Genomic DNA, 16,851 nt, shown 5'->3' with positions numbered 1-16,851 from the left:
CTGGAGAAAAGGGAGGTTGTGCGGGCATCAGATGACACCCTCTTCAACGGTGTCCGAAGACGGCTGGCGCTCAAGGATTTGCGCCACCTCGGTCAAGGTGGCGGCGCCGAACAACTGGCCCATGGGCAGTTCAACGCCCAGGCGGGTGCGCAGCATTTCGAGAAAGCGCGTGGCCAGGAGGCTGTCGCCACCGAGGCGGAAAAAGTTGTCGTGGCGTGACACGCTCGGCACGTTGAGCAATTGCTGCCAGAGTTCGGCGATCACCCGTTCGTCCGGGCGCAGCGGTTGCTCGTCTACCACCGTGCGCGTTTGGGTGGCGTCGGCCAGGGCGGCCTGCAGCGCGCGGCGATCGACCTTGCCGTTGCTGCTCAGAGGCAGGTGTTCAAGCACCAGGATCTGCTCCGGGCGCATGTACCCCGGCAGGCATTGCTCCAGGTGTCGCGCCAGGGCCTGCGCCTCGGTGCTGGCGGTGACGGCGGCCATCAGCTGGTTATTGGCGACCAGTGCCACCGCTGTGTTTACGCAGGGGTGGCGGGCGAGGGCGGCTTCGATTTCGCCCAGCTCGATGCGATGGCCGCCAATCTTCACCTGGCTGTCAGCGCGGCCCAGAAACTCCAACAAACCGTCGGGGTGGTAGCGGCCCAGGTCGCCGGTGCGGTACCAGCCATCGACAAAGCGCTCGGCATTCAACTGTGGCGCGTGACGATAGCCGCGAGCGACACCGGCGCCACCAATCCACAGCTCGCCGGTGACCCAGTCCGGGCAGTCCCGCCCCAGGGTATCGACCACCCGGTAAGCCTGGTTCGCCAGCGGCACGCCGTAGGGGATCGAGCGCCAACCCGGCAAGGGTTGTTGCACTTGGAAATGGTTCGACCAGATCGCCGCTTCGGTGGCGCCGCCCAGGGCGATAAAGCGGCAGTCAGGGGCCTGTTGCCGCAAGCGTTGCGGCAGGTCGAGGCCAATCCAGTCCCCCGACAGCAGCGCCACTTTCAGGCCCAGTGGCTGGCGGTCGTGGGCGTTGGCTTCGAGCAGCATGTCCAGCAGGGCCGGCACGCTGTTCCACAGGGTCACGCCATGGTGTTGCAACGCCTTGAGCCAGGCCCGCGCATCACGGCGTTGATCCTCTTCGATCAACACCAGCGCACCGCCCACCGACAGCAGGCCGAACAAGTCGTATACCGAAAGATCGAAGTCCAGTGCTGACAGCGCCAGGGTACGGTCGCTGGCGTCGATGCCATAACAGCGGTTGATCTCGGTCACGGTGTTCATCGCCGCGCGGTGGGTGATCTCCACGCCCTTGGGCTGGCCAGTGGAACCGGAGGTGTAGATCACGTAGGCCAGTTCTGCGGCCGGGACGGCGAGCGGCGCCGACAGCGGTTCAGCTTCCAGCGCGCGGCTCGGATCGAGGTGTCTGACGCTCGACAGCTGCGGGTCGTGCCCGGCAAGCATCAGGCTCACACCGGCCTGTTGCAGAATGCGTTGGCAGCGCTGCAGCGGTTGGTCGACACCCACCGGCAGGTATGCGGCACCTGCGGCCAGAATGCCCAGCACGCTGGCGATCTGTTGCGGCCCCTTGGCCAATGACACGGCCACCAGGTCGCCCGGCCCGACGCCTGCGTCCACCAGGCTGCGAGCAATGCGCAGCGCCCGGTCGGCGAGTTCGCCATAGCTCAGGGTGCCATGCTCGCCCCACAACAGGGCCGGGCGTTGTGGCGCTTGGCGTGCGTGTTCGAAGAACTCTTGGTGTAAGGTCGGGTCACCCGGCACGCCCGGGCCCGGGGCATTGAGCCGGGCGCGCAGTTGCGCCTGGGCTTGCGGCAGCAGGTCCGGCGGCGGGTTGTCCCAGGCGTGCTCGGCCAGCCAGTTCAAGCTGTACAGGTAGGCGTCGAACATCGTTTCGACCAGACCTTCGGGGAACAGGCCGACCACGTAATCCCAGTTCAAGGCTACGCCGCCGTTGGCTTCGACCACCTGATGGTCGAGCCAGACCTGTGGCGTTTGAGTCAGGCCAAAGACTTGCCGGGCAAACGGCCCATCCACCGGCGCGGCCGTGCCATCCGGAACCCCGAGGGCACTGGTGAACACCACGGGCATGCTTACCTGCCGCTCGCCATTGCCCCGGGCCAATCGCCGCAACAAGCTGACCGAGCCGAGGCAACGATGTTCCAAAGCCTCGCCCAGGGTTTGCTGGGTACGCCGGGCACGGTCGATCCAGCGCTCGCCGGGCACCGGTACATAGCCAAGCAGCGTCAGGGAGGTGAAATCGCCCATGACCTGATCGATCTGGGGATGCAGCGCGCGACGATCGAACAACGTGAGGTTGAGGCTGAGGTCCGGGCGCGCACTCCAGCGGCCGAGGGTTTCGGCAAATGCGCAGAGCAGTACCGCCGATGCGGTGAGGCCGTGCTGTTGGGCCTTGGCCAGGATCGCTGCCCAGGCTTGGGCGTCGATCTGCCCTTGCAGACGGTCGAAGCGCGGTTGGCCAAGGCTGGCGGGGTCAACCGCCAGCGGCAATTGCGGATGCGCTGGCAGCTCGGGCAGGCGTTCCTGCCAGAACTGTTGCGCGGCTTGCAGCTCGGCCGCGTCCACGGCGGATTGCAATTGATAGTCGCGGAACGACAGTTCCAGGGGAGTCAACGTCAATTCGGGGTCACGGTACAAGGCATCGAGTTCTGCGTAGAAGCGCAGGATGCTCAGGGCATCGAGGATCAAGTTGTCCAGGCTGATGGCCAACCGCGTATAGCGGCCGTGGGCCACGGCCTGCACATCGAACAGCGGCCACTGGCCTGGATCGAACACGCGATGGGCACAGTGTTCGCGCAAGTCTGCGAGGTTGGCATAGCCCTGGCCGATCTTGAAGGATGGCAGCTGTTGCAAGGGCAGGATGCGGGCCTGGCCGCATTGATCGAACACGGCGCGGAGCATTTCGTGGCGCTCGATCAAGCGCCCTAGGGCGTTTTGCAGGCGCGGCAGGTCAAGGTCCTCAACGTCGTATTCGCGATAGAAGTGACAGCTCACGCCGCCCAGTACCAGGCTCGGATCGCGGCCCAGCCAATAAGCTTGCTGGACCTCGGTCATGGGGAAAGGCGCGTGGCGTTGCGGCAGGTCGGGCACAATCGTGCGCTGCGGTTCGGCCTGGGTCAGTCGATGCAAATCGGCACAAAAAAGCGCGAGCACCGGTTTGACAAAGACCTGGGCGATACGCGCGCCACCCAGCCCCTGTTCGGCGAGCAGGCGCACCAGGCGGGTGGCGCTCAGGGAGTCACCGCCCAGGGCGAAGAAATTGTCTTCACGGCAGACTTTGTCACAGCCCAGCAACTGCTGCCAGACACGCGCCACCTGCGTTTCGATGTCGCCGCAGGGAGGCGACAGATTGGCCGGTACGCGAGTGTTGTTCACGGCCAGCCAGGCGCTCAGCGCCTTACGATCCACCTTGCCGTTGCCGGTCAAGGGCAACTGCGCGCACCCCAGGATCGTGCCGGGAATCATGTAGGCCGGCAGGTGCTCGGCGAGATGCCGGGCAAAGCCCGGCGAGTCAAACCGAGTGGGCTCTTCGGGGCCATTTGTCAGGCGCACCACCGCCGCCAGTTGCTGGCTGGCCAGCAGCGCCACCGCCTGCTCGATGCCGGGCCAGGCGAGCAGGGCGGTTTCGACTTCCCCGGCTTCGATGCGGTAGCCGTGCAGCTTGAGTTGGAAATCGCGGCGCCCGAGGAATTCGACATTGCCGTCGGGGTGATAGCGCGCATTGTCGCCGGTGCGGTACCAGCGCAGGCCTTGATAGTCTACAAAGCGTTCAGCGGTGCGCACCCGGTCGCCGCGATAACCCTCGGCCACACCGGTGCCGCCGATCCACAGTTCACCGGCGACCCAGTCCGGGCAGTCGTGGCCGTGCGGGTCGACGATGCGCAGGTGGACATTATCCAGTGGCGTGCCATAGGGCAGGCAGTGCCAGGGCAATGTTTGGCCAGGCAGCACTTCGAACAGGGTCGAGTGGATGGCGGTTTCGGTGGCACCGCCCAGAGCCATGAAGCGGCAGCCGGGTGCTTGGGCCCACAGCCGTGGCGCCAGATTCGGAGCGACTTTGTCGCCGCCCAGCAACACCGCGCGTAGCGGCAGGCTGGCGTCGGCAGGGGCGCAACCGAGCAGCATGTCGAGCAATGCCGGCACGCAGTTGAGCACGCTGGCGCGATGCTGTAGGGCCAGTTCACGCCAGCGTCCGGCATCGCGCTGGGCCTCGGGCTCGATACCGATCACCGCGGCCCCCGTCGACAGCGCGACAAACAGGTCGAACACCGACAGGTCGAACTCCAGCGCCGACAGCGCGAGGATTCGGTCGTCACTGTTCAAGTGCAAGCGCCGTTGCAAGTCTTGCAGGGTATTGGCGGCCGCCTGATGACTGATTTCCACGCCCTTGGGTTCACCTGTGGAGCCCGAGGTATAGAGGATATAGGCCAGGTCGTTGATTGCTCCGGGCCGCGGAGCGTCCAGCGCGGTGCCGGTGGCGGGCAGTTCCGTGAGCAATAAGCGTGCACCCGATGACTCACGGATTTTCTGGCAACGCGCCGTAGGTTGATCGACGCTTATGGGCAGGTACGTGGCGCTGCACGCCAGGATGCCCAGCACCGCAATCACCTGCTCGGGCCCCTTGGGCAGTTGCAACGCCACCACATCGCCGCGCCGGACGCCTTGGCCTTCCAGGTAGGCCGCCACGCTCAGGGCGCGCTCGGCCAGCTGGCCGTAGTGGATGACGGGCTGATTGCCGTGCAACAACGCGGGCAGGTCTGGCGTCAGGCGCGCCTGGGCAAAAAAGGCTTCGTGCAGGCGCTGTTCCGGCAGGGGCGCGACCTGGCCTTGAACGCTGTTGCGGACCTCAAGTTGGTTGGCGGGGATCAGCGCCGGCGGCGGCAGATCCCAGGCCGAAGATTCAAAACACAGGCGCTGCAACAGGCCGATGTAGGCCTCGAACAAACCGTCCAGCACCCCGTCGGCGAACAGCCCCTCACGGGCATCGAGATTGATCAGGATGCCACCATCCAGTTCGGTAACCTGAGCGTCGAGCCACACCTGCGGGCCCTGGGAAATGATCCAGGCCGGTTCGCCGAAACACGCCTGCACGCCCTCGGCGAACAATTCCCCTAGCCCCAGGGCGCTGGTATACACCACCGGTGCCAGCACTTGCTCACCGCGTTGCCGCGACAGCTCGCGCAACACCTCCAAACCGGAAAACGCGCTGTGCGCCGCATCGCTGTGGAAGCGTCGTTGCAGGGCCGTGGCGCGAGCGGCAAAAGTGCCGGCGACATGACCGTCCCAAGCCAGCAGGATCGATGAAGTGAAATCGCCAACCAGGCGGTCGACATCGGCATGCAACGGGGTGCGGTTGAACAGCGGCAGGTTGAGCAGCAGCTCGGGCGTCTCGCACCAGGCACCAAGGGCTTCACAGAACACCGCCGCCAGGGCCATCGCCGGCGTGAGCCCCTGTTCCCGGGCGTGGCGCTCGAAGGCCTGGCGCTGGGACGGCGGCAGCCAATGGTGACGGCGCCGCACCTGGCGATCGTCGCCCTGGGTCTTGACGGGCAGGCGCGGAGCACCGGGCAACCGGTCCAGGCGCTGCAACCAGTAGTCACGGGCGTGTTGATGACGAGCAAGCTGCTCAGGGTCGGCCTGTTCATCGCGCAGGTCGGCCAGGTAACAGGCGAAGCTGTAGTCCAGCGCGGCCAGGGGCTGTTGGTGATACAACTGCACCAGGTCGCCGAGCAAGATGCGCAGGCTCAAGGCATCGGCTGCGAGCATGTCGAGGTTCAAGTGCAGGCGAGTCCCGTCGGGCAGCAGCGACAACTGGATATCCAGTACCTGACCTTGTTCAACGGCCAATTGGCGGTGGGATAGCTCCGCGCGCAACGCCTCCAGTCGTTGTTGCTGTTGATCGACGCTGGCCTGGCGCAAGTCATGCACTTTCAATCCTGGCCAAGGGCTCTGCGCGAGGATCTGCTGGCGGCCGTCGTCGAGAAACTGCGCGCGCAACATCGGGTGCCGCACCAGCAGCGCCCGAACGGCGGCTTCCAGGCGGGCGGGGTCAACGTCGCGGCCATCGAATTCGTTATAGAAGTGCGCCGCCACACCGCCCAATTGCTGGCCGGGCGCACGCCCGATCCAGTAGGCGTGTTGCATCGGCGCCAGTTCGAAGGGCTGCCCTTCGTCTACTTGCACAGTGGGCGCGGCGGGGGCAGGGGTCGCCACATCGAGCAGTGCCAGCCAGGCTGACAGGCGCGGGTCGGCGATCAACTCGGCGAACCGCGCGGCCAGGCCCTGGCGGCGCCATTGGCCGGCGAGGCGAATCAGGGTGACGGAGTCCAGCCCCCATTCGATCAGGTTCGCCTCCAGGGGAATTTTCTCGGCGGGCAGATCGAGGGCTTGGGAAAGGGACTGGCGCAGCAGTGTCGCGGTTGAGGTGCTGGGAGTGGCCATGGCTCAACGTCTTCTCATTACTAGGGCCCGGACCGGGGTTGGCCCAGGCGCTGGGGGCAGGCAGATGCTTGGAGGAAGATGCTAGTCATTCTCATTTTGGCAACTACCCGGATCGAATCGTTTTTGCCCCGCATCCGCGTCTCGCTCACCGGTTGCAGTGGCGTGGTGGCTGCGCGCAATGCCGGTCGGTCGCAGGATGCGGTTGGAAAATGACTTGAATCGGGTAGAGCCCGACCATGGCCTTGATTACCGTCGCTCGCCGCCCTCTTGCAGGGCCTGTGTCCCTCTGATCTGGTCTGGAGTTGTGGATGTCTTTCGATTCGGGTTTACAAGTGCGCGGCCTGCGCAAGCGCTACAGCAACGGCGTCGAAGCGCTGCGCGGCGTGGACCTGAGCGTCGGGCCCGGCATGTATGGTCTGCTGGGGCCGAACGGCGCGGGCAAAAGCAGTCTGATGCGGACCCTGGCGACTTTGCAGCAACCAGACGCCGGTAGCATTCACCTGGACGGAGTGGATGTGCTGGCCGATGCCGATTATTTGCGCCGCCGCCTGGGCTATCTGCCGCAGCAGTTGAGCGCGTATCCGGGCGTAAGTGCACGGGATCTGCTTGATCGTTTTGCCTGGCTCAAGGGACGAACCGACAGCCGTCAACGCCGTGAGGAAATCGAGGGTCTGCTGGACAAGGTCAACCTCCGGCAGGCAGCCCATCGGGCGCTTGCCACTTATTCGGGCGGCATGCTGCGCCGGTTCGGCATCGCCATGGCGCTGGTGGGCTCTCCACGCCTGTTGATCGTCGACGAACCCACGGCAGGCCTCGATCCGGCGGAGCGCAACCGTTTTCATCGAGTGCTCGCCGATGTCGCCGCCGAATCGATCGTGTTGCTTTCGACGCACATCGTCGAGGACGTCGAGAACCTCTGCAGCCGGCTGGCGGTGCTGGCCGGTGGACAGATTATTGTCGAAGGGAGCCCGGCGCAGTTGTTGGGCGCCGAGCAGGGAAGGTTGTGGGAAGCGTCCTTCGACCGTGGCGAGGCGCTGCCCGATGCCTTGCATGTGGCCGCCAGTCCTCAAGGCAGCCGCGTCATTGTGCACGGCGCATGTCCTGCCGACCCTCGCTTCGTGCCCCACGCGCCGCGCCTGGAAGACATCTATTACCTGGCCCTGGCCCAGGCGGGTGAGGCGATCGACGCATGAATACCTTTGCTCTGCTGATGCGTGAGGCCTGGGTTGAAGTGCGCGCCGGCCTGCGCAGCGGCATCCCGTTGCTGGTGTTCCTCGGCCTGACCGGCTATTTGCTGATGTCCCTGGCCAACGCCGACTACGTGCAGAAAATGGGCGCCAGCGATATCGCCCGCAATGCCCCGAGCCTGATCTACCTGATGTCGTGCGGCTGTATGTTCTTCCTGTTTTTTGCCTGGGCATGGGTCTTTGCCCAGCCGGCCCTGAGGGACCGCAAGGCGCAATTGGAAGAAGTGTTGCTGGCTTTGCCACTGTCGCTGCCGGCGCTGTTGTGGGGACGTTTCATCGGTGCAGCGCTGGTGGGTGGTTTACTCGCCAGTTCGTTGATCGTCGGGTTTCTGCTCAGCCCGGTGCTGGGGTGGCTCGGCTGGGTGCCAGCGGCGAGCATCGGCGCGCCAAACTGGTCGGCGCTGGGGTTTGCCTGGGTCGCGTTGCTGTTGCCGGTGAGCACCGGGATCGGTGCGTTGTATTACCTGCTGGCCTTGCGCAGCCGCGGCCTGGCCGCGCCGTTTGCTTTGGCAACGGTGCTGATGCTGCTGTGGATGTTCGCGGTAGTGGTGCTCAAGGGCGGGCATATCAACCCGCTGCTGGCCGCCAGCCTTGATCCGTCACTGTTTACCTTTGCCCAGGCCCAGGTGGAAACCTGGTCCGCCACGCAGAAATCCCGATCGCTGTTGGCATTGACGCCGGGGTTCTGGCTGAACCGGGCGCTGTGGTGTGGGTTGCCCTTGCTGCTGCTCGCCGTCGTCCTGGCCCGCACCAGCCGCCAAGGCTTGATGGGCCGGCGCAGCGGCACCATGTTGGCCGAGCCACCGATGCAGTTGGCGAGCCACGTGCGCTTGCCGGGTCTGTTATCCAGCAGCCAGTGGTCGCGGGCCTTGTGGCGCGAGGTTCGCTGGCAGGTGCGTCAGTTGTTTGCCCGGCGCCTCTGGTGGGCAGCCCTCGGGTTGTTGCTGGCCATGGGCATTCTTAGCGGGTTTGTCCACATCGTCTGGCATGCACGTGGGCCGATGGTGCCGCGGCCGGATCTGATCTTGCCGCTGTTATCGAGCGCGTCTTTCCTGGTGATCGCCTTTATTGTCGCAGCGCTGGTGGGGCTGGTGTGCCGGCGCGATGACGTCGAAGGCTTGGGCGCGATGCTGCAAGCGACCCCGGCGCCGGCATGGCTGCGCTTGTTGGGACGGGTGGCCTGCGTGCTGACGGCGACATCGGCCTTGGCACTGGTGCCGGGCATTGCCAGTCTGGTGATCAGCGCGATTGCCGCCCCCGGTAACCTGGCCCCAGGCTTTGTGCTGATCTATCAGGTACTGGTATTCGCGCCACCGTTGCTGGAACTGGCGATGCTCACGGTGCTGGTGCATGCCTTGATCCGTCGCTCCGGCCTGGCGTACGCGACGTCGATGCTGCTGACATTTTTCCTGGTGCTCAACCATGAGTTGGGGCTGGTCAGTTATCCCGCCTATGCCATGGCGATTCCGGCTCACGTGGCGTTGTCGCAACTCACGGGCTGGGGGCCCTGGTTGCCTTATCTCGCCACCTTGACGAGCTGGAAACTGGCCGGCTGCCTGGTACTGGTCGCGTTGGCGGCGCTGGTCTTGCCCCGGGGGCCGGAACGGCGACGTCTCATCGATGTACGCCGCAGCCTGTGGAGTCTGCCCGGTGCTTTGCTGGTATTGGGGGCTGTCGGTTTGCTGGGCAGCGGCGTGCTGTTGCATCGGCATCTGGTAGAGCAGGGCGAGTACCGGTCGGTGGCCGAGGAACGGGCCGAGCACGCCGAATGGGAACAGCGATGGCTGGCTGGGGCGGGCGCTTGGCAAGTAGCGCAAGGACGTTTGCGCTTGCGTATCGACAGCGTTGCGCGACGTGTCGAAGGCGAGTGGACACTGGGGGCTGTGACCGCTGCCAATCAGCGCCTGGACGCCGAACTGCCGCCGGGTTTGCACATCACGACGGTGAGCGTCATGGGGCGCCCGGTGATTTTCGAGCAGGCGGCCGGGCACCTGCGTGTGCCTCTGAATGAATGCGCGGCGAGCGGCTGCAGCATGCAACTGAACTGGACGCTGGAAGCCGCCGGCTGGCCGTCCGAAGGTGACGCATTCTGGCTGGGACCGCGAGGGGTGTGGTTGCAGGCGCGCCGCGTGATGCCGCGCCTGGGCCTGGACCGCGAGCGCTTGCTGCGTGCGCCGGCGCAGCGTGCCGAAGCCGGTTTATCGGCTGAGGTGCCGAGTCTGCCAGCAGGGTCGACAGTTGCCGTAGACGCGGTGGCGCCGGCGGGGGCGTGGCAGTGGCTGATCGAGGTTGATGGCCAGGCTTTAATCGGACAAAGCGACGGGCCACTGGACTTCGCCTACTACATGGCCGCGACGCAAGACCTCGACGGCGTGAAGGTACTCGCCGATGCCGGCCGCCAGCAAACCGCCCGTGAAGTCCGCGAGGATCTGGAGCTCATGTCCGCTTGTGTGGCTCGGCGCCTGGGCCATCGCCCGACCGTCGAACACCTGAGCCAGTGGCCGCCCGGCATGGGCTCCAGCCAGTTGAGCCAGACCCATCTTTTGCTCGGTCAGGCGCCGGATTGGGACGTGGCGCCAGCGGGCGTCGGGCGCTGGACGCGCCGCGCGCATATCGCCGAACTGCTCGCACGCCGAATGCTGATCGACGCCAGCGACCTGCGGCAAGCCCCAGGCTACCTCTGGTTGAGCCAGGGCGTGGCGGGCGCGATCGGCCTGCTATGTGTCGGTGATGTCGACGGCGCTGATGCCCGCTCGGCCCTGGTGAAGTTGATGGGCGAAGACTTGACCCGTGCCTTGGGCAATGACGGCGAGCCCATCGGCACCTTGGCTGACGCCCGAGAGCAGGGCTGGGTTGCGTCTTATGCGCCCCTGGTCAGCCTGGATTGGGTGGCCGGACAAAGCGCCGGACAACTGATGGCGATGAGCACAAATATCCGAAACGGCCAGGGATGGCCCGCCGCAATGCAGGGCCTGCTGGGCGCGCCCTCCGATCAGGCAATCACCACGGCGCTCAAGCGCTGGGGGCCTGCGCAATGAATTCGAACCATCCCTGTTTTTTGGAGCTTCCCATGTCACCTGAGTTGTCTCTCCAACCGCTACGCCGTCCGCTTGGCTGGCGGGAAAACGTGTTGACCCAAACCCTGGCGCTGGCGTTGTCCAGCCAGGTATGCACGGCCTATTCCGCCGGCTATCAACCCTCCACCAGTGCGGAGGTCATCGAGTTGGCCCCGCTGACAGTCAGCGCCCGGTTGAACGAGGAAAGCGCCAAGGATATTCCCTTCGGACTTTCCGTGATCGATGGACAGACCCTCGAAGCCCGGCGCTTGCGCAGCCTGGAGGATGCATTGCGGACCACGCCGGGCGTGGATGTGAACTCCTGGGGCGGCGCCAACGATGCCAATGTGCGCATCCGTGGTGTCGGTTCGCTGAACCAGATGAGCATGGACGACGGCTCGGTGGTACTGAATGTCGACGGGGTTCCGATGTCGGTGCGCAACGCGGCGATGGCCACGCTTGATGTGCAGCAAGTGGAGGTGCTCAAAGGCCCCCAGGGCACACTGTTCGGGCGCAACAGCGAGGCGGGCGCGATCAATGTGACCACCCGCAAGCCGACCCGCGAACTGGAAGGTTATGTGCGCGGCGAAGTTGGCAACCAGGGCCAGTTCATGACCGAAGGTGCCATCGGCGGGCCGTTGACCGAATCCCTCGCGGGGCGTATTGCCGTGCGCCGTAGCGGCTTCGATAACTGGATCGACGACCAGCAGGACGGCGACCCGTTGACCAAGCCTCGCGACCTGGCCCTGCGCGGCAGTCTGCTATGGGACAACGATCAGGGCACAACCGGCCTGCTGACCGCCGAGCGCCAGCGCGCCGATCATTATGCCGGCCTGGAAATGCTGCGCCCGTTTGGCAACCGTCCCAGCCTGGACTACACGCCCGGTACGTTCGATGACAACCAGAAGACCAACGAGCGTTATTCTTTCGAGCTCAATCATGACTTGGCGCAGTCGCGGATCACCTCGATCAGTGCATACACCAGCACCGATTTCAATGCGGTAAAAGGCTATGACCGCAACATCACCGAGGCTCTCTACGGATCACCGTTCGAATACCTGATCGAAGATACTGCCAAGGAGCGCGTGTGGAGCCAGGATCTGCGCCTGGGCTCGCTGGAGGATGCCGAGGTGTTCTGGGTGACCGGGGTGAACCTGTCGCGCTCCGAGCGTAGCTTCGACTCCGACGACTTCACCAGCGGCGCCCGTCACAGGCGCGATTTCGCCACCAACAGTTATGCGCTGTACGGCGAGATGACGTATCCGATCGCCGAAGACTGGAAGCTCACCACAGGCCTGCGCCACACCTGGGACGGCAAGACCTACGGTGCCGACTATTCAAGCGGGGGCAATAGTGTCGCCGACGATCGCCGGTTACGGAATGACTACAACACCGGGCGCGTGGCCTTGAGCTACGCGCTCACGCCGCAGACGAATCTGTATGCGGTGCTGTCGCGAGGCTATAAATCAGCGGGCTTCAACGATTACGCGACGTCGGTCAGGGACAGCGAACCTTACAAGGCGGCCAAGGTGAACTCCGCCGAAATCGGTTTCAAGCATGAAAGCGCCGAGGGTGCCGTGAGTCTCGAGGGTGCGTTGTTCATGACCCGTGTGCAGGACGACCACCTGCTGGGGTATGACTTCAACACCCTGGCGGTCAGTGCCGTGAATGCCGATACCCGCAGCAAGGGCGCCGAGCTGTCGAGCACCTGGCATGTCACTGATGAGCTGACCCTCGGCAGTGCGGTGAGCTACACCAACGCGGTTGTGACCTCTGATGCACCGGGCGTTTCCGGTGGCGATGTCGCGGCGGGGAATCGTGTGCCGGACGTGCCGCTGTGGAGCGGTAACTTCAGCATCGCCTGGCAGAGGAACCTGGGCGAGTTCATGGGCTTGCCTGCCCCGCGGCTGAACACGTTGCTCAACTATCGCGTGCAGAAAAATCGCCCCGCCGACCCACAGAACCACTACGACCTCAAAGGCTACGCCAAGCTGGACCTGCACGTGGGCCTGGAGAGTGGCGGTTCGGAAGTCTACCTGTGGGGCGATAACCTGCTCGATGCGCGATATGACTTGTATGGATCGTACTCAACTGATCAAGTGCTGACCGGCATGCCGGGCCGGGGGCGCTCGGCCGGCGTGGGGTACAGTTATTCGTTCTGAGTGCTCCTCATGGAGTCAAGGGCAGGTCAGAACTGATAGGTGTAGCCGAGACCCAAGGTGCGCCGCCGAGCCGGTGCACCATAGGCTACAGGGTCACTGTAGAAACCATAGGTGTCGTAGGTCTGGTTCAGCAGGTTGTCGGCGAAGGCATAGACTTCGCCGAAGCGGCTTTCGAGGCCCGCGCGCAGGTCGAGTTTTTCGTAGTTGTCCAGGTTGAAGTGGTTTTGTGGATCGGCTGCGCGTTCGCCCACCAGATGATAATTGAGGCTGGTGTTCAAGATCGTTTCGCCAAGGCTGGTAAAGCTGCCCAAGGGGTGTCGCCAGCCGATGTTGAGATTGCCGCTCCAGCGTGGAACATCCGGGGTACGGTTGCCGGCGGCGACGTCACCGGCCTGGATACCGTGTACGGCGCTGGTGATCCTGGCGTCGAGGTAGGTGGCGCTGGCGGTAACGGCCAGGCCATGGTCGAAGCGCCAAGCGCCTTCCAGTTCAGCGCCCCGGGTGCGGGTATCGGCATTGAACGCACTGGTGGCGAAGGTTGCAGCGTTGTAGCCCAACAGGTGGTCGTCGTGCACGCGGGTGTAGAACAGCGCACCGTTCAGGCTGCCACGGCGATCTTCGGTTTCACTTTTGAAGCCCAGTTCGGCGGCTCGGCTGACGGCGGCCTTGTAGGGCTCGCTGTCGCTGACCTGCGCGGCATAATCATTGAACCCGCCGGATTTATAGCCTCGCGCCAATTGCACGTAGACGTTGGTTTGCGGGGTGAGCGCATAGCTCAGGGCTACGCGGCCAGTGCCGTAGTGGTCAGTCAGCTTGCGTGAATCGTCCACGACGCTGGCGCCAGCGAAGTACTGGCCGTCGTAGGTCTTGCGATCCCATGAGTGGCGATAGCCGGTGGTGAGCTTCAGGCGCTCGGTGAGCGGGAAGGTGACTTCGCCGTAGCCGGCATACGTGGTGGTGGTGAAGTCGCGAAACCTGGCATCGGCGGTGCCATAGGTATTGCGCGGCGTGTCGTAGCTGCGCTCGTTGCGGCTGGCGGCAAGGCCGGCGATCCAGAACGTGTCGGCGTCGGGCAGCGAGCTCAAGTGCAGGTCCTGGCTCCAACTGCGCTCGAAGGATTTGTCCATCGCCCAGTACTCGCTGGGCGTGCCATACAGGGCGCCCATCAGTTTGCTGTCGTAGGCGACCAGGCCTTCGAAATCGGCGGTGGAGGTCGCGGTTGTCGACGTCAGGCGACTGTTGGCGAAGTCATGATCGAGCTTGACGGCGTAGCGCTCGGTGGTCTTGTAATTGTCGTCGAACAGACCGGGCGTCAGGTCCAGGCTGGGGTCGCTGCCATAAGGTCGCAGCACCAACGAGTTGGTGGCGCGTTCGGTTTTCTGGCGTTCAGCGCTGAACAGCACATGGGTGTCATCGTTGAGGTCCCAGCGCAGGCTGGCGCGATAAGCCTCGTTGCGTGGCTCGGTGATCGGATCGTGGGTCTGATCGTTGTCGATCCAGCTGTCATAGCCGGCCCGGCGCACTGCCAGGCGGCCGCTGAGGCTGTCGCTGATCGGTCCGCCGATGGCACCTTCGCTGAGGAACTGGCCCTCCTGACCCATCTCGCCGCGTATATAACCTTCCGGTTCGCGGGTCGGCTGCCGGGTAGTGATGTTCACTGCGCCCGCCTGGCCAATCGCACCGGACATCGTGCCCTGGGGGCCCTTGAGCACCTCGATGCGATCGATATCCAAGGTGCCGAAACCGAGACTGCGTGACGCGACTGGAACACCGTCGATGTTGAATGCCACCGAGCTGTCATCCATCGACATCTGGTACAGCGAGCCGACACCACGGATCAGCACGTTGAAGTCATTCGGGCCACCGGAAGAGTTGACGTTGACCCCGGACGTATTGCGCAGGGCGCTTTCCAGCGTGTCGAGCCGCTGGGTACGCAGTTGTTCGCCGCTGATCACGCTCAGGCTGATGGGCAGGTTTCGCGGATCTTCCTGCTCCATGCGCGCGGTCACCGTCGAGACGGGTAATTCAAAGGTCTCGTCAGTGGCGGCGAGTACCGGACTGGCCAATGTCAAAGTTAAAATTATTGTTATAGTATTACATTTGTAGCATGATCCAGGGGTAGCCGTCGTGTTGCGTCGTGCAGACATTGTAGGTCCTTGAGCGAGGATTCTGATCGGTGCGCGTTACGTTGGCTGCAACGAATTGGCGCAGAAATGGGGAGCGCGCCAGATGCTAATAATTATCAATTGCATAGATCCACCCCAATGTGATCTGATTCGAGCCGTATCCGGTCAACCAGGAGATTCACGATGTCAGTCGTTCAAGGAGGGGCAGGAGAGCCGATGCCGGTCTCGCGAATAATCACGGGAGAATATGGAAGTGATCTCGGGCCTGGGGCGCACTGTCGGGTCACGCGAATGAACCTGCAGGACGGCCTCGACATCGTGCGTTGGCAAAGCAAGTTCGAGCAGCCGATCGAATTACCTTTGCAGGACGATAGCGAATGTATCCATTTCAGTTTTACCAACCTGCTCAAGGGCAAGGCTGCCTGCAGCTTTCGTGATGGTCGTCGGCAGCGTCGCTACGTGATCGACGAAGGCGCCGGCTGCATCAGCTACGGGCGTCGTCGCCACGGTCTTTATCACCAGCACGGGGAGATCGACAACATCACGGTGATGATCCGTCCCGAGGTGCTGGTACAGTGGGAGTTGAAACTCGATCCGCTGCTGAACAAAGCACTGGCTTGCGATCATTGTTTTCTTGAGGGGCACCGCAGCGGCGAAATGAGCGCGACGGCGCATCTGTTGTGCACGGCGATGGACCAGGGGCCTGATTCACCGAGTAGCCAACCCCGAAGCGGCCTTTGGCTGTACGGTCAAAGCGTCACCCTGGTCAGCCTGTTCCTGGAGGCGCGCCACAATGTCGACTGCACCTGCCGCGTCAGCCACATCGATCGCCAACGCTTGCTTCGCGCACGTGAACGGCTGCTCGCGGATCTTGGCAAGGCACCAAGCCTGTCAGAACTCGCTCGCGAGTCCGGGATGAGCCAACCAAAGCTTACACGCGGGTTTCGCCAATTGTTCTTGAACAGCGTCTACGGCGTCTTCCAGCAAGCGCGGATGATCCAGGCCCGGAGTCGATTGTTGAACGGAGAAGAGTCGGTGATGAGAATCGCGTCGGACCTTGGGTATGCCAACGCGAGCCATTTCGCCACGGCGTTTCGCAAACAGTTCGGGATCAACCCTTCGCTTCTCAAACATGGCGGGAGGAGCAAGTTATCGATTTCGGTAAAGTGAGCGCCGTTCGTTAGGAAGAATGGTCTCTGCGTGGCGTATTAACGAACCTGGAGTCTGTTTTCTCCACGTCGCACTGCAAGCTTTCCGGAAAAAGCCACGCTAGCGCTGTCGAATGGAAAGACCTATTTTTTCCTCCTTGAAGCGGAATTCAAACAAGTCCAGAATCAAGTCTTTTCCTGCTCTAAAAAGAAAATAAACCCCTTAAAATTCAATGAGTCGGACACCAGATGCGAGTCTCGTTTCCCGCTCCAAGATTCAGAAAAAAGCCACTCAGATGAGTGGCTTTTTTTTGGTGCGCCAGGCATGGCGCGTTGCGCGCAAGCGCAACCAGCTTGGCTGTGGTGGTCACGCTGGTGACTTGGAGGTGAAAGTCCTCTACACACCCGGCAAGGGGAAGTGTTAGCCAGAGGCAAGGGTGTCGCGGGTGACTGCGAATCTGAAGGAAGCCCGAGGCAAAATGCTGGCCTGACGAACAGGAAGCGGATTAGGCGGTGCAGCGGGGTAAGGTAGCCAAAATTGCCAAAGCCCAATACTTGCACGGAACGCTGTGACGTAGATCCGACAGGCATAAGCAGGAAGGTCGCGCGAATTACCCTGGGAGATCTGCCCGTTTGCCAGTGTGCTA

General features: G+C 63.5%; 6 protein-coding genes. 4 read left to right on the top strand and 2 right to left on the bottom strand.

The genetic code is table 11. The features are described 5' to 3' along the window. Window positions 1-27: 27 nt before the first annotated feature. Window positions 28-6,465 carry a non-ribosomal peptide synthetase gene (locus BLT00_RS30240; RefSeq protein WP_092150918.1) on the bottom strand — a complete coding sequence of 2,146 codons (6,438 nt, stop codon included), beginning with the start codon at window positions 6,463-6,465 and terminating at the stop codon, window positions 28-30. A gap of 308 nt (window positions 6,466-6,773) precedes the next feature. On the opposite strand from BLT00_RS30240, the gene BLT00_RS30235 reads away from it, so the two are divergent. From BLT00_RS30235 to BLT00_RS30225, 3 genes are read left to right on the top strand one after another with little or no spacing between them, the layout of a single operon-like run. Continuing rightward, entirely contained in the window at window positions 6,774-7,658 is an 885-nt protein-coding gene (locus BLT00_RS30235) for an ABC transporter ATP-binding protein (RefSeq protein ID WP_092150915.1), read from the top strand. Further along, window positions 7,655-10,750 (top strand): hypothetical protein, encoded by a 3,096-nt coding sequence (locus BLT00_RS30230; RefSeq protein WP_092150912.1) that lies wholly within the window; start codon window positions 7,655-7,657, stop codon window positions 10,748-10,750. The genes BLT00_RS30235 and BLT00_RS30230 overlap by 4 nt, the downstream gene beginning before the upstream one ends. Before the next feature lie 32 nt (window positions 10,751-10,782). Beyond that, window positions 10,783-12,930, top strand: a complete 2,148-nt coding sequence (locus tag BLT00_RS30225; protein WP_092150909.1) for a TonB-dependent receptor — start codon at window positions 10,783-10,785, stop codon at window positions 12,928-12,930. A gap of 26 nt (window positions 12,931-12,956) precedes the next feature. Here BLT00_RS30225 and BLT00_RS30220 read toward each other — a convergent pair whose 3' ends face one another. Further along, window positions 12,957-15,002 (bottom strand): TonB-dependent receptor, encoded by a 2,046-nt coding sequence (locus BLT00_RS30220; RefSeq protein WP_256572802.1) that lies wholly within the window; start codon window positions 15,000-15,002, stop codon window positions 12,957-12,959. 270 nt (window positions 15,003-15,272) lie between these two features. On the opposite strand from BLT00_RS30220, the gene BLT00_RS30215 reads away from it, so the two are divergent. After that, the gene (locus BLT00_RS30215) at window positions 15,273-16,226 is read left to right on the top strand and encodes a helix-turn-helix transcriptional regulator (RefSeq protein WP_092150904.1); all 954 of its coding nucleotides are present in this window, start codon (window positions 15,273-15,275) and stop codon (window positions 16,224-16,226) included. The last annotated feature ends 625 nt before the right edge of the window (window positions 16,227-16,851 follow it).

It is taken from the genome of Pseudomonas sp. NFACC51, from assembly GCF_900103575.1.
Taxonomy (GTDB): domain Bacteria; phylum Pseudomonadota; class Gammaproteobacteria; order Pseudomonadales; family Pseudomonadaceae; genus Aquipseudomonas; species Aquipseudomonas fluorescens_Q.
Note: the sequence above shows the minus strand (reverse complement) of the source record. Positions and strands in the feature narration are given on the sequence as shown.